Annotated in this window: 16 protein-coding genes; 15 read left to right on the forward strand and 1 reads right to left on the reverse strand. The window is 37.3% G+C overall.

The annotated features are described in order from the left end of the window. Positions 1-11 precede the first annotated feature (11 nt). From tssB to GNP81_RS07875, 15 genes are all read left to right on the forward strand, one after another. On the forward strand, positions 12-512 hold the full coding sequence (gene tssB, locus GNP81_RS07805; RefSeq protein WP_005418723.1) for a type VI secretion system contractile sheath small subunit: 501 nt from the start codon (positions 12-14) through the stop codon (positions 510-512). A 3-nt stretch (positions 513-515) separates the two neighbouring features. Then, positions 516-1,991: a type VI secretion system contractile sheath large subunit gene (tssC, locus tag GNP81_RS07810; protein WP_017019097.1), complete on the forward strand. Its 1,476-nt coding sequence runs from the start codon at positions 516-518 to the stop codon at positions 1,989-1,991. A gap of 89 nt (positions 1,992-2,080) precedes the next feature. Next, positions 2,081-2,506, forward strand: a complete 426-nt coding sequence (gene tssE, locus GNP81_RS07815; RefSeq protein ID WP_005418720.1) for a type VI secretion system baseplate subunit TssE — start codon at positions 2,081-2,083, stop codon at positions 2,504-2,506. Beyond that, complete coding sequence (tssF, locus tag GNP81_RS07820; protein WP_155672665.1) at positions 2,503-4,254, forward strand: type VI secretion system baseplate subunit TssF; 1,752 nt, start codon at positions 2,503-2,505, stop codon at positions 4,252-4,254. Before tssE ends, tssF begins: the two co-directional genes overlap by 4 nt. Continuing rightward, positions 4,218-5,258, forward strand: coding sequence for a type VI secretion system baseplate subunit TssG (gene tssG, locus GNP81_RS07825; protein WP_155672666.1), 1,041 nt, complete (start codon positions 4,218-4,220; stop codon positions 5,256-5,258). The genes tssF and tssG overlap by 37 nt, the downstream gene beginning before the upstream one ends. Beyond that, complete coding sequence (gene tssH, locus GNP81_RS07830) at positions 5,255-7,837, forward strand: type VI secretion system ATPase TssH (RefSeq protein ID WP_155673485.1); 2,583 nt, start codon at positions 5,255-5,257, stop codon at positions 7,835-7,837. The genes tssG and tssH overlap by 4 nt, the downstream gene beginning before the upstream one ends. Positions 7,838-7,842: 5 nt before the next feature. Further along, complete coding sequence (locus tag GNP81_RS07835; RefSeq protein ID WP_155673484.1) at positions 7,843-9,411, forward strand: sigma-54 interaction domain-containing protein; 1,569 nt, start codon at positions 7,843-7,845, stop codon at positions 9,409-9,411. Positions 9,412-9,413: 2 nt separating this feature from the next. Beyond that, positions 9,414-9,542 carry a hypothetical protein gene (locus GNP81_RS19465; RefSeq protein ID WP_005418710.1) on the forward strand — a complete coding sequence of 43 codons (129 nt, stop codon included), beginning with the start codon at positions 9,414-9,416 and terminating at the stop codon, positions 9,540-9,542. Positions 9,543-9,545: 3 nt separating this feature from the next. Further along, on the forward strand, positions 9,546-10,856 hold the full coding sequence (gene tagH, locus GNP81_RS07845; protein ID WP_155673483.1) for a type VI secretion system-associated FHA domain protein TagH: 1,311 nt from the start codon (positions 9,546-9,548) through the stop codon (positions 10,854-10,856). A gap of 36 nt (positions 10,857-10,892) precedes the next feature. Beyond that, entirely contained in the window at positions 10,893-11,384 is a 492-nt protein-coding gene (gene tssJ, locus GNP81_RS07850) for a type VI secretion system lipoprotein TssJ (RefSeq protein ID WP_155673482.1), read from the forward strand. An 11-nt stretch (positions 11,385-11,395) separates the two neighbouring features. Beyond that, entirely contained in the window at positions 11,396-12,718 is a 1,323-nt protein-coding gene (tssK, locus tag GNP81_RS07855) for a type VI secretion system baseplate subunit TssK (RefSeq protein ID WP_011261628.1), read from the forward strand. A gap of 1 nt (position 12,719) precedes the next feature. After that, positions 12,720-13,553: a type IVB secretion system protein IcmH/DotU gene (gene icmH, locus GNP81_RS07860; protein ID WP_155673481.1), complete on the forward strand. Its 834-nt coding sequence runs from the start codon at positions 12,720-12,722 to the stop codon at positions 13,551-13,553. A gap of 10 nt (positions 13,554-13,563) precedes the next feature. Beyond that, positions 13,564-17,085: a type VI secretion system membrane subunit TssM gene (tssM, locus tag GNP81_RS07865; RefSeq protein WP_155673480.1), complete on the forward strand. Its 3,522-nt coding sequence runs from the start codon at positions 13,564-13,566 to the stop codon at positions 17,083-17,085. Beyond that, on the forward strand, positions 17,082-17,753 hold the full coding sequence (locus tag GNP81_RS07870; protein ID WP_005418697.1) for a PP2C family protein-serine/threonine phosphatase: 672 nt from the start codon (positions 17,082-17,084) through the stop codon (positions 17,751-17,753). Before tssM ends, GNP81_RS07870 begins: the two co-directional genes overlap by 4 nt. Beyond that, positions 17,750-18,709 (forward strand): serine/threonine protein kinase, encoded by a 960-nt coding sequence (locus GNP81_RS07875; RefSeq protein WP_155657084.1) that lies wholly within the window; start codon positions 17,750-17,752, stop codon positions 18,707-18,709. Before GNP81_RS07870 ends, GNP81_RS07875 begins: the two co-directional genes overlap by 4 nt. On the opposite strand, the gene GNP81_RS07880 is transcribed toward GNP81_RS07875, so the two are convergent. Continuing rightward, on the reverse strand, positions 18,710-20,605 hold the full coding sequence (locus GNP81_RS07880; protein ID WP_155673479.1) for a sensor domain-containing diguanylate cyclase: 1,896 nt from the start codon (positions 20,603-20,605) through the stop codon (positions 18,710-18,712). Positions 20,606-20,714: the final 109 nt, after the last annotated feature.

Raw genomic sequence — 20,714 nt, forward strand, 5'->3', positions numbered from 1 at the left:
AAGGAGACCCCATGTCAAAAGATGGATCTGTTGCACCAAAAGAACGTGTAAATGTGACATTCAAACCAGTAAGCGGTGACGCTGCAGAAGATCTTGAACTTCCACTGAAAATGATGGTTCTTGGTGACTTTACTCAGCAAGAAGATGATCGAAAACTTGAAGATCGAAAACCATTTAATGTTGATAAAAGCAATTTCAATGACGTTATTGAAAAACAAAACTTAAACATCTCTTTTGGTGTGAAAAATCAACTTCAAGATGATGGCGAAGGAAATGAGGAAATTGCAGTCGATCTAAGTTTTAAACATATCAATGATTTTGATCCTTCAAGCATTGTTGAGCAAGTACCTGAACTAAAAGGCTTAATGGATTTACGTGAAGCGCTTGTTTCTTTAAAAGGCCCATTAGGCAATGTTCCTGCATTTCGCAAAGCAATTGAAGATGCCCTTGTTGATGATGAAGCTCGTGAAAAACTACTAAGTGAATTAGGTCTAGTGACAGAAAAGGAATAAGACATGTCAGATACAAGCACAGCACAAGAGCTAGATAACCAAGTTACTGTTGGACTTCTTGATCAAATCGTAGCTCAAACTAATTTAACTCCAGAAGATGAAACATACGGTATTGCTAAACGTGGTGTCAGCGCTTTTATTGAAGAGTTATTAAAACCTCAGAATCAAGAAGAGCCAGTCAAAAAAGCACTGATTGATAAAATGATCACAGAGATTGATCAACGTTTAAGTAAACAAGTTGACGAAATTCTTCACCACTCTTCTTTTCAACAACTCGAATCTGCTTGGCGTGGATTAAAATTGCTCGTTGATCGCACCGATTTTCGTGAAAATATTAAAATCGAAGTGATTAATGTATCTAAAACTGACTTGTTAGAGGACTTCGAAGATGCTTCAGAAATTACTCAATCAGGACTCTACAAGCATGTCTACACTAACGAGTTTGGTACATTTGGTGGCCAACCTGTTGGTGCTATTATTGGTAATTATGACTTTGGCCCTTCTGCACCTGATATTAAAAACCTTCAAAACTTGGCTTCTGTAGCTGCGATGTCTCATGCACCATTTATTTCTGCCGCTGGTCCTAAATTCTTTGGCTTAGAATCATTTGAGGGATTACCTGATCTAAAAGATCTTAATGATCATTTTGAAAGCCCTCAATATGCAAAATGGCAAAGCTTCCGTGAGCAAGAAGACTCAAGATATGTAGGCTTAACATTACCTAGATTCTTATTACGTCAGCCTTATGACCCAGAAGAAAACCCTGTAAAAACGTTCAATTACCATGAAAATGTTTCTGCTACTCACGAAGATTATTTATGGGGAAATACCGCTTTTACAATGGCAACTCGTATCACTGAAAGTTTTGCTAATTTTCGTTGGTGTCCAAATATTATTGGTCCTCAATCAGGTGGTGCCGTAGAAGACCTACCTCTCCACCACTTTGAAAGTATGGGTGATATTGAAACTAAGATCCCAACAGAAGTTCTTGTTTCCGACCGCAGAGAGTATGAATTAGCAGAGGAAGGCTTTATTGCTCTCACTATGCGCAAAGGCTCAGATAATGCGGCTTTCTTCTCTGCTAACTCTGTTCAAAAAGCAAAGTTTTTTGGCAATACCGAAGAAGGTAAAAACGCTGAATTAAATTTCCGTTTGGGTACGCAACTCCCTTACTTGTTCATTATTAGCCGCCTTGCACATTACATTAAAGTGCTACAGCGTGAACAAATCGGTAGCTGGAAAGAACGTACAGACTTAGAGCAAGAGTTAAACACTTGGATTCGTCAATACATTGCTGATCAAGAAAACCCACCAGCAGAAGTTCGTAGCCGTCGCCCACTTCGTGCTGCCAATATCGAAGTAATGGACGTTGAAGGAAATCCAGGTTGGTACAAAGTAAACCTATCAGTTCGCCCACACTTCAAATACATGGGTTCTGATTTTACTTTGTCGTTAGTTGGTAAATTGGATCAAGAATAATCCCTTTCACCCTGTGTTTAGTAAAAGTCTAATTATTGACAATAAACACAGGGTATTTCACAGGGTGTTAATGGAATAAAGAGTGAAATATGTCGAACCAACGATTATTTGAACGACTATTAAGTGGTACAACACAAAGCAATCAATCTGTCACAGCACAGCATATGACGGAATCAATTCGCTCACACGTCAGTCAATTACTTTCAACAAGACAAGGGGCTGCATTGATCTGTCCTGACTTAGGCTTGCCAGATCTTAATATGTCTCACATGAGTCCGCATGATGCCATCCTTCATATTAAACGCGAGGTTGAACGTGTTATTGCTCGCTATGAAACGCGAATCATTAATCCTCAAGTTCGTTATTTAGGTGATATCTATAACCCTTTACGTCTCTATTTTGATGTCAGTGGTGATGTCATCATCAATGGGCAAAATACCGCTATTTCATTTACTGCTCATGCTCAAGCCGCTAACCGCAAAGCTGAAACCAATATTACACAAGGTGCAGCATGAGTTTTAATCATTACTATCAATCTGAATTAGCGGCACTACGCGAATTAGGAAAGTCGTTTTCGAGAGAAAACCCGGCTTTAGCACCCTATTTAGGGCAGGAAGGCTTAGATCCAGATATTGAGCGATTATTCGAAGGATTCGCTTTTTTAGTTGGCCGTTTACATCAACGCTTAGATAACCAGTTACCTGAATTAACCCACTCATTAATGCGTTTATTGTGGCCTAACTATGTTCAAGCAATTCCAGCAATGAGTACTCTGCAATTTACACCGGCAAGTGAAGCAACCCAAGCATCAATAATTAGACGGGGTACGGAAGTACTTAGCCAACCTATTGATGGCGTTCAATGTAAGTTTAAAACGTGTTTTGATGTTGATATTTATCCAATATCACTTCATTCATCATCTTTTACAGCAAATGGGCATGGTGGAATTTATCAATTACGATTGGAATTGCCTTCAGGAATCGATCTAACATCATTAAATATGAAGCAGTTACGTGTTCATTTTAATGGAGACAAAGCCAGTTGCTTATCTCTCATTATGGCGCTTTGCTCTTCGACCACTCAAGCTGAATTTTGTGCTTTGGATAAAGAGTTAGAACAAATCAATCGCTCAACGTTTCCAACCCATAGCATTAAACCTGTTGGCTTTAAAACCAATGAAGCTATTTTTGATTACCCTCTCAATACATTTGAAGGCTACCGACACATTCAAGAGTTTTTTTGTTACCCAGAAAAATATTACTACATTGACTTAACTGAGTTACCAGTTTGGCCAGCTCAGTTTAGTCAAGGGTGTAAATATGTCGATTTAAAATTCACGTTAGATAACATCACACAACAGCCTTTTTACGCTAATCGTGTTCAACCAGAGCTATTTTGTACTCCAATCGTTAATTCATTTAAAAGTGATACTCAACCACTCTTACTTAATCACAGAAAAGATCAATATAAGATCACACCAGTTTCTTTAAATGACGATAGCAGTACCATTTTATCGGTCAAAGAAGTACATGGTTGGAACCCAGGACAAAAAGGCCGTATCGATTTTTACCACTTTGAATCATTTGAACATAACGAAAATAAAAATCGCTCAAACTATTACAGTATTCGTCAAGAGAAGAACATTGTCAGTGGGCACTTTGATACGTATTTATCGTTTCGTTCTCAGCACACCTTTACCAATAGCGTAACTGTTTCTATTGCCGTTACTGCATGTAATGGAGCATTAGCTCAGCGTTTATCTGTAAACTCAATAACAGAAACAACAGACCAAACAACTGGTTCTGCAACATTTACCAATATCAGAACAGTAACGCCTTGCTACACTCCACCCATTGATAAAGATGGTCTTTGGTCACTCATATCAAATATGTCTCTTAATTATCTTTCATTAACTAAGCCAGAAGCGTTTAAACGCATTTTACTTGCTTATGATTTTGCAGGCCAACAAGACGATGCAAAAGGAAAAAAACATAAAAGACTGATCGATGGCATCGTAAGTATATCGACCAAACCTTGCGATATGTTATATGAAGGTGCACCTGTACGAGCGATGAATACTCAACTTCATCTCAACACTAAACACTTTTTATGTGAAGGCGAGCTGTATTTATTTTCCACTGTAATTAATGAATTTTTATCGCTTTATACCAGTATGAATTCATTCAACCAATTGCACGTTACAAGTACTGATGGAGGAGACTATTCATGGCTACCACGAATGGGGCAACAACCTCTAATTTAGTTCCGATAACGTCAAATCAAATTCCTATTCAATTAGGAATAACCATTGAACATATTGGACATTTATCCTTGATGAAGGCATTGGATCATGTATGCCATCACTTAAAAACCAAACATGATGAATGGGATCTTGATCAGGCCTATGACCGTATTCAATTTGTAGCGAACCCTTCGCAAGGTTTCGCTCCTCGTGAGATTCAAAGCATCAAAGTAATAACTCATGATGATGGACTACCAAAAGTCGTTATGACGTTAAATATGTTGTCATTAATAGGTGCTTCATCGCCCTTGCCTGCTTTTTATAATGATTATTTACTGCAAGATGAAAACAACGTTCTAAAGTCATTTCTTGATATTTTCCATCATAGATTACATCGTTTAATTCGTAGTGTTTGGCAAAAATATCGCTATAACGCAGCGTTTAGAGAAGGCGCTAATGATCCGTTTTCACAATATATTTTTGCATTACTTGGATTAAAAAATCCTGAATTACGTGATGATGACTCAATTAACTGGTCTCGCTTATTTCCTTATCTTGGTTTACTAAGCCAAAGAGTAAGATCAGCAAATACAATCGAAGCGCTATTACGATACTACTTTCAGCATTCAGCAATACATATTGAAGAGTGCATTCTTCGTCACTGCTCAATTCCAACCCAACAACTCTGTGAATTGGGCCAGAACAATGCCGTTCTTTCTAGTACCTCTGTTTTAGGCAGTAGTGCACCAGATAGAGCAAATAAATTTCGTATACATATAAAAGAATTAACGTGGGATCACTTCCACTCTTTTTTAACCGATAAACCAAATTGGATCGCACTCAATCAATTAGTGCAATTTACCGTTAAAGATCCACTCGATTTTGATATTCAACTTCATTTAAAAAAAGATGAACCCCGTCCATTAACCTTATCAGTTGATAATGAATGCTGCTTAGGTTGGACGAGTTGGCTAGGCTCAAACCCAAATGAAGGACGTATTACACTTTCAGGGAAAACATTATGATTAACGTAGAACTACCTCAATTAATTAAAACATTAGATAAAGAGTCACATCTTGCGTTAGAGCAAGCTGCACAATTATGCGTCACTCGTGGCGGTAATGAAGTGTTATGTGAAGACTTTATTCTTGCGGCACTGAATAATCCACAAAGTTTCTGGAATAAAGCTTGTCAGCAATACAATGTATCTACTGACGTTTTAATTGAAGCACTACAACACGGAAGAAAAAGCACCTCATCTGAAAGTAATCACCCCGTTCTATCTACTGCATTAATCGAATGGCTTCAAGAAAGTTATCTTTTCTCCATGTTAGAAATGCAACTTTCTGAAGTATTAGCAGCAAATTTACTTCTTACTCTCCTTTCTCACCCAAACAAATATGGGCACACCCCTTATTACCGTGAGTTAAGTGTTATTCCTATAGCTTCATTAAAGCAGCAAGTTGAAGGCTTAGTCAGTTGTGCTAATCAAAGCTCTCAATCTTCAACTGAGCACCAAAGTGCACTCGATGCATACACAACCAATTACACACAATTGGCGAAAGACAATAAAATTGATCCTGTTTTATGCCGAGATTCTGAAATTCGTCAAATGATCGATATTTTAGCTCGTCGCCGTAAAAATAACCCAATGATTGTTGGCGAAGCAGGGGTTGGTAAAACTGCGTTAGTAGAAGGTTTAGCAATAAAAATAGCTCAAGGAGAAGTGCCCGATATGCTTGAAAATGTCGCCCTTCTCTCTTTAGACCTTGGGTTACTTCAAGCAGGAGCAAGCATTAAAGGTGAATTTGAACGTCGCTTAAATTTGGTTATCACAGCAGTTCAAGAAAGTCCGACTCCTATTATTTTATTTATTGATGAAGCACATACTCTAATTGGCGCTGGTGGACAAGCTGGTAGCAATGATGCAGCAAACCTTCTCAAACCAGCTCTTGCTCGAGGTGAATTACGTACAATAGGTGCAACAACGTGGTCTGAATATAAAAAATACATTGAAAAGGATCCTGCACTTGCGCGACGTTTTCAGCCAGTCAAAGTAGATGAACCAAATGTTAGTCAAGCTGTAACAATTTTACGAGGTCTTGCTGAACGTTATGAGGAAAGCCACGGTGTTTATGTAAGAGATGATGCCATTATTGCCGCTGCTGAATTATCTGCACGTTACATTAGTGGTCGCCAACTACCTGATAAAGCAATCGATCTTCTTGATACGGCTTGTGCACGTGTGAAGATCAATTTAAAAGCAAAGCCTGAGTCATTAGAAACGTTATTGCATATTATTGCTATTACTCAACGTGAACTTGATTGTGTATTAAGAGATCAACAAGCTGGGATTCATATTGAAGAAAACACCATCACTCAATTGAAAGAAAAGCTGTCTCAAACCCACCTTGAAGCTGAACAGTTAGAGCAAGAATGGCAAACACAAAAAGAATTAGCCGAAGCGTTACTAACTTCTCGAATTGACATTGCACAATGTAACGATGAAGAAGAAAAGCATCGATTAATTTGCAACCAACAAGAGATACATCAAGCGCTATCGGATGCACAACATACACACTCTTTAGTCAATTACGAAACCTGCCCATCTTTGGTTGCTGAGGTAGTATCCCATTGGACAGGCATTCCAATGAGTACATTACAACGTGGACAAGCGACTCAAGTACTTACGATAAAATCAAAGCTAAAAGAACAAATCAAAGGCCAAGATCAAGCCGTCATCGCCTTAGAAAAAGCAATCCAAGCCACTGCAGCAGGATTAAACAACCCTAATTCTCCAACTGGTGTATTTCTTTTTGTCGGTCCAAGTGGTGTAGGCAAAACTCAAACCGCTCAAGCCATTGCCGATTTAATGTATGGCGGCGAACAATTTCTCACCACTATCAATATGTCAGAGTTTCAAGAAAAACACACTGTATCTCGTCTAATTGGTTCGCCTCCTGGCTACGTTGGATATGGTGAAGGCGGAGTGTTAACTGAAGCCGTTCGTCAACGCCCTTATTCCGTTGTATTACTGGATGAAGTAGAAAAAGCAGACCCTGAAATCATGAACCTTTTCTATCAAATTTTTGATAAAGGTGTAGCTAATGATGGTGAAGGGAGAGAAATCAACTTCAAACAAACACTAATAATCATGACGTCAAACTTAGCCTCTGATCAAATTGAAGCACTTTGTAATCAAGAAGAAAAACCGACAACGGATGCATTAACTAAAGCCATCCGTCCAACGTTAAACCAGTACTTTAAACCAGCCTTAGTCGGACGAATGACCGTTGTCCCATTCTTCCCTCTTGATATGGAAAGTATGGAAGCCCTTGTGGATATTCGCCTTAAACAATTAACCGAACAGCTGTCATTGCAACAAATCACTCTTCATTATGACGAAGCAATCATTCAACACATTGCTCAAAGTTGTACATTAACAGAAACCGGTGCGAGAAATATTGATGCCATTATTAATGGACAACTAAAACCTGCATTTTCATCCCAAATACTGCTAGCACTGGCTAGAAAAGAACCATTAACCAGTATTTCTCTATGTATTGATGAAAATGGCCAAGTCTTTTGCGAGTTTGAGGACTAGCCATCATGCCAGAGCTATTAATGAATATTACTTCAGAACAGCAAAGTGACTTTAATAAATTCACTCAATGTTGGTTATCTGGAATTTTAAAACACAGTGGTGCCCAAAAGGTAATTTGCTTTTTATCGCAACCTTCTGGTGCACAGTTATTTAAAATGGCTGAAGGTTATTCTGACTCTAAACATCAACCTCAAATCACCTCTTTGCCTTTTGAGAATAAAAACGACAAAAATAACATCATTAATACCGATTATCGTGAATTTAATACGTTAACTCTCTGTATGAGTGAAGGGCGCAATTTTAATCTTCATTTTAGTCAATGTACTGATGATATTAAGCATATTTTATTCGAACAATCAGAGTATTACACTCTAACCGATGGTGAAGTTGAATTTATGCCATTAAGAAATTCACAACAAAGAATTTCAGGCGTACTCATGTTTTATTTCTCCAATTTTAGTACCTACCAAAAAAGTGATCGCCAAACAATTTATACTCTTAACTCACTTGCTATTGACCGAATCGCACTAGCAATTAAAAACAGTTACGCTTTATTGGATCAAAAGATTGCCCCTCATTCATCAACAACCCACATCCCATCTGATTTTAATATTGTTGGCGATAGTAGTGCGATAAAAGAGGTGCGCCTTAATATATCTAAAGCGCTACACATTAATCGAAATGTATTGGTTACTGGTGAAACAGGAAGCGGTAAAGAACTTATCGCAAAAGCTATTCATCAATTTGGTAATAGAAGAAACGAGCCATACGTCGTACAAAACTGTGCCTCCATTCCTGAGCACCTACTTGAAAGTGAGTTATTTGGTTATCAAAAAGGAGCGTTTACTGGAGCCGATAGAGATTACATTGGTTTAATCCGATCCGCTGACAAAGGTATCTTATTTTTAGATGAAATCGGAGATATGCCAAGCTCACTTCAAGCCAAGCTGCTTCGCGTATTAGAAGAGAAAAAAGTTCGCCCATTAGGGTCAACTACCCTTTACGATATTGATGTCAAAGTTGTTGCAGCAACACACCAAGCTTTAATCAAAAAAATTGAGCAAGGTGAATTCCGTCAAGACCTCTATTTCCGTTTAGCACAATTTACCATCGCACTTCCTCCACTTAGAGAGCGTTATGGCGACATCGCTTTATTGAGTCAGTTTTTTACTAAGCATTATGCTTTAGAACTTCATCAACCTACCCCCGCATTAACCAATGAATTTATCAGCTACCTTGATAATTACTCATTTCCAGGGAATGTTCGTGAGCTAAAAAACATCATAGAGCGTTGCTGTATGGAAGCGCCTGACTGCCAACAGTTAGATAAATCTGTCATAGAAAAAGTCTTGAATAGCATCATGATGATGACGCCAAAAGAGAAGAAAGAGCAGGCGTTAACTGGCAGTTTATCTTCTCAAATAGACCAATTTGAGAAGAACGTTTTAATGCAATATTTAGAGAAACATCAAGGGCACCTACAGACCATAGCTAACCGACTAGAGCTATCAAAAGGTTCTCTTGATTATCGATTACGAAAATTTAATTTATCCGCCAAGGAATGGAGATATTAAGCATGTTGTTACGCTTTTCACTAATCACAACCCTATTACTGCTGTCAGCATGCAGCAATTACGATGAATATCGTCCTGTTGGCAACCCTGCTCCACAAGAGCAAACCACGTTAGTTTCAGAGGAGGAATAAAAGATGGAACTGGCTTTTGATATTATTCAATCACAAGATTTACCTATTGATACCTTACCTACTTTTACCTTCAAAAGAGCTGGTGGAACCATTGGTCGCAGTCCAAATGCCGATTGGTATATTGCAGATAATAAAAGACAATTATCAAACGTCCATGCTTCGATTAGCTTTGAAGATGATCAATTTTTCATTACCGATAGCAGTACTAATGGCACGTATTTAAACGGAGATGAAGCATCATTAAATAGTGGTGAACTGCATCCGATATCACATGGCGATGTATATGAGTTGGGGTTTATTAAAATACGCGCTCGTCTATTACAAGACCCAACAAATTATCGCTCACCAGAAACAAATCCAAATGCCTCTCGTGATCCTTTATCAAACCATGGTACGGATGAGTCACCATCGGTATTTGACATGATCCCTGATGATAGCTTTTTAAGTGATGGGCCAATTGAAGAACTATTAAATTCAGATGAAGAAATCATTCTAAAACAGGTAGAAGAATCGACACCTTCTCACACGCAGATGGATGATGTGCTACTTAAAGAGCAATTCATTTCTCCGATATTTAATGAAGAGGAACTTAGCAATGATTCCCTTGATGATGAGATTGAACTAGAACCAACTTATCAACCAAAAAAATCAGAGGAAAAGATCAATACGACCTCTAAAAATAAAATAGATAGCATCACAAACAAAGAAGTGCGTAATACACAAACAACCTTAAACGAAGCTTATTTAGCTGCATTATCTAAAGGATTAGGCATCGAGCTAACTAACCTCGAAGACCCAGAACAAACCTTATTTGATATTGGCTCTGCGCTTCGCAGTTCAGTAAATGGCATCCAACAATTACTACGTACACGTACTGAAATCAAAAATAAATTAACAGCGAATGCCACCACGATTCAAGGCCAAGGTAATAACCCAATAAAATTCACCCATGATGTTAACGATGCACTCAATATCATTATTCATCATAAACCTGGGTATCTACAAGGGATTGAAGCCATCAACCAAAGCTGCAAAGACATCCAAGCGAATCAATTGGCTATTCATGACGCTTGTCAACATACGTTAGATGCATTGATTGAAAAACTCTCTCCAGAAACGCTGATATATCGTTTTGTACAAGAAGGAATACAAAGCAAATTTGGCAAACCTGACGCCAAATATTGGCAGGCTTACAGCAAACTACACAAACAGATCAGCAAGGACCCTGACTGGCGCAACGCACTATTAGAGCAAGATTTTGCTAAACAATATGAATCTCAATTACAAATGCTCACAGCAGCACTTCGTGTGTAATTAGCGTAAAGAATTAAGAATAAGGACGTATTCACTATGAAAAAATTATTTACCTTCATAGCTCTATTGTTACTCGTTGGATGCAGCAGTACACCAGATCCAACTTACGTAGCGCTTACTCTCAATGCCTCTGCAAATGTTAACCCTGATCATGCGGATCGCCCCTCGCCTCTAGTGGTAAGGGTATTAGAGTTATCTTCAATTACTGGCTTTGAAAACTCAGAATTTTTTGATTTATACAATAATGCAAAATCAACCTTAGGAGCGGATTTTATCGCAGAAGAGGAAATCATCTTACGACCTGGCGATAAAAAAATCATCAAATTAAAGCTCAGTGAAAAAGGACAATATTTAGCCGTTATCGGCGCTTATCAAGATATAGATAATGCAAAATGGCATTACATATACACAGTTGAGCCCGAAGAGGCACAAAAAGTGGAATTGATCGCTACCGACTCTTCTATCGTCAAATTAAAACGCGTGAAAAAGAAAAATAACGCCCCACAAAGCAGTAATGCGCGAATTTAGAGGATAGATAAATGCAAAAAGTTATATGGAAAGAAGGCATGCTATTGCGGCCTCAACATTTCCAACAAAGTGATCGTTACTATCAAAATCAACTGCAAGTACGTACGCAGAAGCAACACAGGTTTAATTGGGGTTTCCATTCTCTGAGTTTTGATAATCATCATTTATCTGTTGGAAAGATCGTGATCAGTCAGGCTAGTGGTATTTTACCCGATGGTTCACTATTTGATATTCAACATCAAACAACCCCTATTGTTTGGGAATCTGATGCGCCTAAAACAAACTTAAATCTGTATTTAGCGATTTCTTTATCGACTATCAATAGTCCAGAAGCTCGCGATGAAAAAGAAACCGAAATTAACACTCGTTATGTTTCTCACGATTTAACCATTTCAGATAATAATGCCCAAGTACAAAACTTGCAGACTATCAGTTGTGGTGAGTTGGATTTTCATATTATTACCGAAGAAGAGATTGATAATCATTGGGTTAAAATTAAACTGTGTGAAATTAAACAAGTCACTCCAGAAGGTGCGATTCAACTCAACCCTAATTTTGAAGCGAGTTTTATTAATGGTGTTCACTCGTCTCTTGTTCACCGTTCGCTACGAGAAGTCTTAACACTCGTTACTCATAAAGCCGATATTTTAGCCGAACGTATTACTAAATCAGGACATGCAACCTCTGAAATTGGTGACTTCTTATTACTTCAATTATTAAATAAATATGAGCCTCAACTCCACTATCTAAATAAGTGCTCTCAATACCATCCAGAGGAGCTCTTTTTATTACTTTCATCTTTGCAAGGAGAGCTGTCTACTTATGATTCTGGTCATCGTCGACCAGATCTAAAATTATCATACAATCATAAAGAACAAGGCGAGTCATTTGATCAGATCTTATTTCATTTGCGTAAACAACTGAATCAGTCATTAAAACAAAACGCCTTTGAGATACCACTACAAAAACGCAATCACGGTGTACTTATTGCCCCTATTTCTGATGATAGCTTATTGCAAGAAGCCACCTTTATTCTCGCGGCTCGCTCTCACACCGATGCTGAAAGCTTACGAAAACAACTGCCACCACAATTAAAAGTCGGGCCTGTTGAAAAAATTCGCAACCTTGTAAACCTTCAATTACCGGGTATCACTTGTCGCTCACTTTCCGTAGCCCCAAGACAAGTTCCTTTCCATGGTGATTATTGTTATTTCACCCTTGATTTAACCTCAAACGATCGCTCTCAACTAACGCAATCTGGAGGATTTGCCTTCCATATTGCAGGTGATTTTCCTGAGCTTTCTCTTTTCTTTTGGGCAATAAGGAATAGTTAATATGAACAGCAGTAGCATGGATGACCGTACTGTACTTATCACACAAGAGCCAAATCAAGTTAACCCAACATTAACTGAAAGCCCAAGTGCACCCAAATTCAACCAGCTTCAAGAACGAATGGTTTACGCCGCGCGTATTAAACCAGAAGAATACAATTTTGCAGGAAACAACCCACTAATCAGTGCTGCTTCCTCATTACTCAGTATCACGTGTGACTTAAAAAAAGAAAGCTACCAAGATATTGAGTTACTAAAACCTAAATTAGTTGAAGAGTTAAAATCCTTCGAGTTTCAAGCCATTAACTCAGGTGTTGAGAGTAATTATGTTGCCTTATCTCGCTACCTGCTTTGCACTTTCGTTGATGAAATTATCGTAACAACGCCATGGGGTTCAGAAAGTCACTGGGCCTCAAAAAGTATGTTAAGTAGCTTTCATAACGAAACATATGGTGGTGAGAAATTTTTCTTACTATTAGAAAAGCTTAGTAGGAATCCTGCTAAATATTTAGATTTATTAGAGTTAATGTACTTATGTTTGAGCTTAGGTTTTGAAGGCAAATATCGAGTGTTATCAAGAGGTCTGGTCGAATTAGACGCCATTCGTGATTCTCTTTATCGCCAAATTCGCTCTTTACGAGGAGATGAGCAAGCCAGTCTCTCTCCAAACTGGGAACCGAAACAAGTTCAACGCCATAAACTCACAAGACAAACCTCTTGGGTTGGCATCGTATGCGTTGTGGTTTTCTCATTGTGTGCTATTTACGGTGGTTTCTATTATGTATTGGACCAACAATCAGAGCATGTAATTCAAGCTTTTCAGCAAATTGATTTATAGGATTTTACGGATGAAATCATTTTTTAATTCATTGCTTAACACATTAAAAAAGACATGGTGTTGGAGCTTATTATTAACACTATTTATTGCCTTATTATTGTGTCTATTTGGTAAGCATATTGCGATAGCAAATACCCCATTAATTGAAACGACTACCGGGAAAACATTAACAATTATCATTTGCTTACTACTATGGGGAGCATTCAATCTGACTTTGTGGGGCTTAGCAAAGCGAGAAGCACAAAAAGAAGAAAATAAAGAAGCGTATGAAGCTGCGCAATCTGAAATGGCTTTTATTCGTGAACACAGCACCATTCTAAAAACAAAACTTGAAGCTGCAATTGCAACAATCAAGCGTGCTGGGCTATATGGAAAACTCAATAATAACGTTAAATATCAACTTCCTTGGTATATGGTTATTGGCCCACAAAATAGTGGTAAAACAACCCTTTTAGAGTGTTCAGGATTAGATTTCCCTTTAAACCAAACTGATGGGCATTACACAAGAGACATTCAAAATAGCCAACATTGTGAATGGTATTTTGCTAACCATGCCGTTCTTTTAGATGCTGCAGGACGCTTTTTTGATCAACATGAAAATGAGTTAAGTAAACCAATTTGGGGCAATTTTTTAAAAGCTCTACGCAATAAGCGTCGCCGTCGCCCATTAAATGGGGTCATACTAACTATTGATATCACAACATTACAATCTCCAGATGAAAGCGCAATCGAAGTTCAAGCTCGCTATGTACGTGAACGCTTACAAGAGTTAAGACATGATTTAAGCTCAGATATGCCTATCTATTTCTTATTAACGAAAATGGATAAAGTCGAGGGATTCGAACCCTTCTTCTCTTCCCTATCCAGAGAAGAAATGGACCAAGTTTTTGGCGTCACTTTTAACGAAGGTGAAGGCCAGCAAGCCGATAAAATTAAACATGAGTTCGAAAAGCTCATTTTACGTATCGATTCACAAGTCATGTCACGCTTACACGATGAGCGTGATGTGATGAAACGTGCAGAACTATTACAATTCCCACGCCAATTAAGCTTCCTTGCTGAACGCTTAGCGTTATTTTCTGAATTAGCCTTTACTAAAACCCGTTATCACCAAGCCTCTCATTTACGTGGTTTATACCTAACGTCAGTACCCGAACCAACAAATACCCAGACTGAATCAACCACCTCAGGTATTGGGCAAAACCTTGGTATCAGCTCTCGAGTTCTTCCTACTTATAAACATCAACGTGGGTTCTTTATTCGAAAATTACTTGAAGACGTGATTTTTCCAAACAGTGAACTCGCTACATTGGATGAAAAATATGAGAAACAAGTAAAACTGAAAAACATGGCGGTCTATGCAGCCTCTTTTGCTCTTGTGATTGGGTTTGGTTCATTATGGGCAACCAGCTTTTTAACCAATCATCATAAACAACAAGAGTTATTGTCTCTTTCTGGCGATTATAATCAACAGATTGTCCATTTATCCCCTTTAGCTTCTTCTATTGAATTACTGCCAACATTAAATACTTTATTAGCAGCAACTCAAGTGTATTCAAAAGAGAGTGAAACCCTCACAGATGAGTTTGCGGGACTCCAACAAGGAGATAAATTACGAAAGGCAGCAGAAGCCGCATACCACAGAAGTTTACTCAGTTTACTGCTTTCTAAAGTAACAAGTGAACTCGAATACCAAGTGGCAAATAATCAAGATAATAGAGAATTCTTAACGCCTTCTTTACGAGCATATTTGATGCTAAATCTACATGAGCACCTTGATAAAGCTTATCTAGAACAATGGATGGGATTGCATTGGTCGTATTTATACAGTGGTTCAGCAACAGAGCAGAAAGAGCTTCAAGCGCATTTTTCTAATCTATTAAATATCGAATTTGAACCAGTTCAATTAAACGATAATTTAATCGCTAAATCTCGTAAATTTTTACGTGAAGCAGATACATCAGAATTGGTATACCAACAGCTAAAACAAGACGCAAAAGAGATGGATCTGCGTGATATAAAAATCAGTGACCATTTAGGACCAAACCAAAACTTATTCAACCACACCAATACCATTATTCCTGGTTTATATACGCAAAAAGGATATAAAGCTGTCTTTTTAAGCAAAGGATTAGACCAAGTAAAACAACTGATTGAAGAAAACTGGGTTATTGGGCTATCAAGTGATTTAAGTGCTAATGAGATCCGTGGACTATACGCAGATGTCGAAGACCTATATTTTCATGATTACATTAAATATTGGAAAGAAGCGGTAGATCAACTTCAAATTAAACCATCTAAAAATATGGATGAAGCCATTCTTCAAATTTCAAATATTACCGGTTCAAGCCAACCAATTTTAAAGCTTTTAAACCTAGTAAAAGAAAATACAACCTTTGTTGATAAGGCTCAAGTGGCTTCAAAAACTGCAGGTCAGGTTAAGAAACTACCTGTAAATACGAAACTGAAGAAAGTCGCCTCTCTGGGTTTACACAGTGTCGAAGAACGCTCACAAAGCGCTCGTAAAGCGGTAAGCAATCAATTTGAACCACTGAACCTATTACTCACAGATAAAGATCAAGCAACGATTCCATTAGAAGATGCACTGGTTGTGATCAACGAATTGAGTGGACGATTATCTATGGTGAAGTTCTCACCTAACCCTGATTCATCAGCCTTTAAGATTGCTCGCGATCGCATGCAAGGAATACCAAATGAGTTAAATGATATACGTGTAATGGCAGAAACGCTTCCCCAACCATTACAGCAATGGTGGAAACAAATATCAAATAACGCTTGGGGTATTATACTGAACCATTCAAGAAAACATGTACAAATGGTTTACCATGATAAAGTCGTTACTCATTACGATGTCGCTTTATCAGGTCGATACCCATTTAGAAACAGTAGCCATGATGTAAACATTGCTGACTTTGATGAATTCTTCCAGAACGGCGGTATTTTAGACAATTTCTTTGACGCCTATTTATCCTCATTTGTTTATAAACAAAAAGGGAAATTCAAACAAAAGTCCTTACACGGACGTTCATTAGGGCTATCTGATTCATTCTTAGACCAATATAACTATGGATTGACTATCCAACGTATGTTTTATGGTTCAAAAGGAAAAGAAGCCAACGTCTCGTTCCGTATTGCGCCATTTGAACTTGATGCAAGCGCTTTGCAATCCACTTTCTATTACGGAAAAAACAAATTTGCTTACCGTCATGGTCCAATACAGAAAAAACAATTTACGTGGCCAATAACCAATCAGCGTCAATACGTAAGTTTTGTTTTACAAGATCTGAGTGGTTCTAAAGTCGTAAACCAACAAAACTCTGGCCCTTGGGCTTTCTTCCGAGTATTAGACAAATTCAGAGTCAATAAATACCGAGGTCAAGATGTCATAAAAGTAGATCTGGAAAATAAAGGAATGAAAGCCAAATACCTTATTTATAGTGATCGAACCCCTAATCCTTTTAATAGAAAAATATTAACGAATTTCTATCTTCCAAAAAGGATTAATGGATGAGCCAACAATTTCAAACGGCCCATTTTTCAGAAGAAGGCAAGGTAAGAGATAAAAACGAAGATGCGATTTTATCTTTTACCGAGCAAGGTATCTGGATAATAGCAGATGGCATGGGTGGATATGAGTATGGTGAAATTGCGAGTGGAATGATTGTGGATGCCTTCCACTCAGAATTATTGTACGGCAGCCTAGAGCAAAAAATTGATAAAGCAAAGAGAATGCTTTTAAAAGTGAATCACCATTTAAGTCAAGAAAAGACATTATCTCATAGTGCTGTTATTGGCAGCACTGTATGCATGTTGATTGCTCATAATGGTCATATCGCCTGTTTATGGGCAGGTGATTCTCGATGTTATTTGTTTCGTCATAATAAGCTATACCAGATATCGAAAGATCACACCCGTGAACAAAATGGGAAAGAGGCACTCACACAGGCCATCGGTATGGGCCACAATTTATCAATTGAACATTGCATTATTCCATTACAACATAAAGATACTTTTCTTCTATCCAGTGATGGCGTACATAAGTACTTATCAAACAATATGATTGAAGCATGTATGGCACTCCCAAGTGCTCTCAAAGGCTGCTATCACTTAAAAGAGCAAGTATTACTAACAGAAGCAAATGATAATTTATCTGCCATTATGATTAAGGCCAACAGATGACTGATATCAATATAGATCACTTTATTGCCGATGACTCTGATGAATTAAATACAGAATCAACGCAAAAGGAAGCAAATACTCTTCCTCTTCCAAAGGTCATTAATGAACGTTATAAAATCAAACGAGTTCTTGGTGTCGGTGGTATGGGTATTGTGTACCAAGTTGATGATTTATTGCTAAAAAGCATAGGGCTGAATAATTATCATATGGCAATAAAAGTGCTAAATAGTGAAGCCTCTCATTTTGCTGATGCCGATTTGTTACTTGTGAATGAATATATTCAATCTAGTCATTTACATCATCCCAATATTGTATCAATACAACACTTAGCGGTATGTAATGAGTCACAACGGGGTTTTCTTATTATGCCAGTTATTAAAGGTGAACTACTCTCCCTATTATTGGATTCACCTTTTGAAAACATTCCCATTGATGCGAGATTGAAATACGCATATAGCTTAATTAATTGCATACACCATTGCCATAAAAGAGGCGTGATCCATGGTGATTTAAAACCTGGAAATATCCTTATTTCTGATAGTAATGAATTATTTTTATTCGATTTTAGTATCAGCCGAAACCTAGACCCTGAAAAAAACAAATTCACGATAAACTTTAACCAAGTTCATGCTTGGAGTGGCGATTATGCCGCTCCAGAAGTATTGCAAGGCAATGCGCCAACAATAAAAAGTGACTTATATTCAGTAGCTATTTTGCTCTATAAATTGCTTTTAAGAGTTCACCCCTACCAGCAGAATGAAGAAGGGCCAAAGCCAAGAACAAAAGAAGAGCAAAAATTACATCACATATTATTACAAGCTATGAGGCCTGTACCAAGTGAACGCCAATTAAACTTTAAAGCTCTATTAAATATCTTTAAGGAAATGAAAAATCATCAAATAGACAATCACACTCCTATAATGAAGAAAGTAACGTCTATTTTTTCAAAAAAATAATCATGCTATTTGATACATTTCACTGGATGGAAAACAAGATATTTGATTTCGACCGGCCGTTTTTGATTCATATAAGGCAAGATCGGCACGTTTGTAAGTTGCCTCACCACAATCACAAATATCAGTTACACCGCCACTAACGGTTACAGATTGTGAACCATCAGCAAGATGAATAGCAACCCTTAAGCGATTTAAAATCACTTCAGCTTCTTTCAAACTTGTTTTTGGAAGTAAAATAGCAAATTCTTCACCACCAATTCTTGCTACAAAATCAATACTTCGACTTTCTGTTTGTAAAATTCTGGCGACATTTTTAATGACCTTGTCACCCACATCATGTCCGTATTGATCATTAATACGTTTAAAATAATCGATATCAATAATAGCCAAACAAGACATTTTTACTTCAGGCGTTAAACGCTGCTTATTTGTTAATTTTGAAAACTCAGCTTCAAACTTTCTTCTATTCCAGCATTGAGTCAGCATGTCTTTTTCACTCAACTCTCTTAAGCAGTTTTCTAATTCTTTTCGAGCAGTAATATCAACAAATGAAGCGATAAAGTATTGAGCCTTGCCATTTATACCCATGATCGCTTGAATTCGTAATATCTCAGTAATTAGGGTTCCATCTTTTCTTTTATTAACAACTTCACCTTCCCAACTCTGATTTTCTTGAATTGTTTGCCACATTTCAGCATAAAATGCATCACTATGAACACCAGATTGAAAAATTGAAGGACATTGCCCCATCACTTCTGATTCTTTCCACCCACTAACTCGGGTAAACTCGTCATTTACCTTGATGATGCGGTTGTTCTTATCTGTGATCACAATTGAAGACATACCATTCAAGGCAGCTAAAGCTAATTGACTTTCAAGGCTAGTTGTTCGATGCTTTACGATATATCGAGAAATAATAACGGATAAGATAACAAGTAAGATAATAGCCATTATTGTTTCATAAAGGATAAATGCCAATTTATGATCTGTACCTGAAGAGTCTACTTTAATATTACTTGTTAATAGCAAATAAAGTTCACTTCCTTCAAATCCATTACCTAATGCTATTTTATTAAATGCATAAAAATGTTTCTTATCTTTGAAATTATGGATGTTACGATCTTCCATCGCTCTCCATAAATTAGGGTTTTCAATTAATAAATTAAAACTATCTCTTTCTTCTATAAGGTTACCTAACATCTTTTCTTTATTTTTTGATGCTAGGTAATACCCCTCCAAGTCAACAAATTCTAGGTTATAATGACTATCAATCGAATAATCAATTTCTTCAATGATTTCGTAAACATCTAAATTAAAAACCAAATACCCTTTTCGCTCATCAGCCACTTCTACAGGGGTAAAAATACGTAACGTTGGTTGAAGAGGTATAACTACTTTTCCATTTTCTACTTCAAGATCAATACCAAAAGTACCAACCTCTTCCGCCTTTAATGTTTGTGCATATAGAAAATAGTTACGCTTAGACTTATCTTGTAATTGGTAAATAGGGGTAACTTTTATTTCCCCATTAATATCATCAACCCGAGATTGCTCTATACCATTGGTATCGATAAAACGCACTTGTGAGATATATGAATAGTTAGTTGCAGTTAATGCCCATAGAGATTCAAGTAATGCTCTATTTTTTAAAGATGGTGATTGGATAAACTGCAATAATGCACGACTGTCTGACAATAATCGTAATGAAGTAGATAACTCTGAAGATATTTCATTGATGGCATTTTGACTATAATTTAGCTGATGCTTAGCCTCAGTCTCTCTTAAAGATTGAATGGCGTTCAGCTCTGTTTGATATAGTGTCCAAAAATAAAAAATCGGAGTAGCTCCGATTAATATAAATGTAACGATAAAATATTTTATTTGCTTGAGATTCATGTAACCTAATAAATAACTAATTTTTTCATGGTTATTCTATCAAATATAGAAAATAAATTAGTGATCACACTCTAATAGTTTAGATGAATAACTCAATTAATGGCGCCGT

The sequence above is a fragment of the Aliivibrio fischeri genome (assembly GCF_009727955.1).
In the GTDB taxonomy this organism is placed as follows: Bacteria; Pseudomonadota; Gammaproteobacteria; order Enterobacterales; family Vibrionaceae; genus Aliivibrio; species Aliivibrio fischeri_A.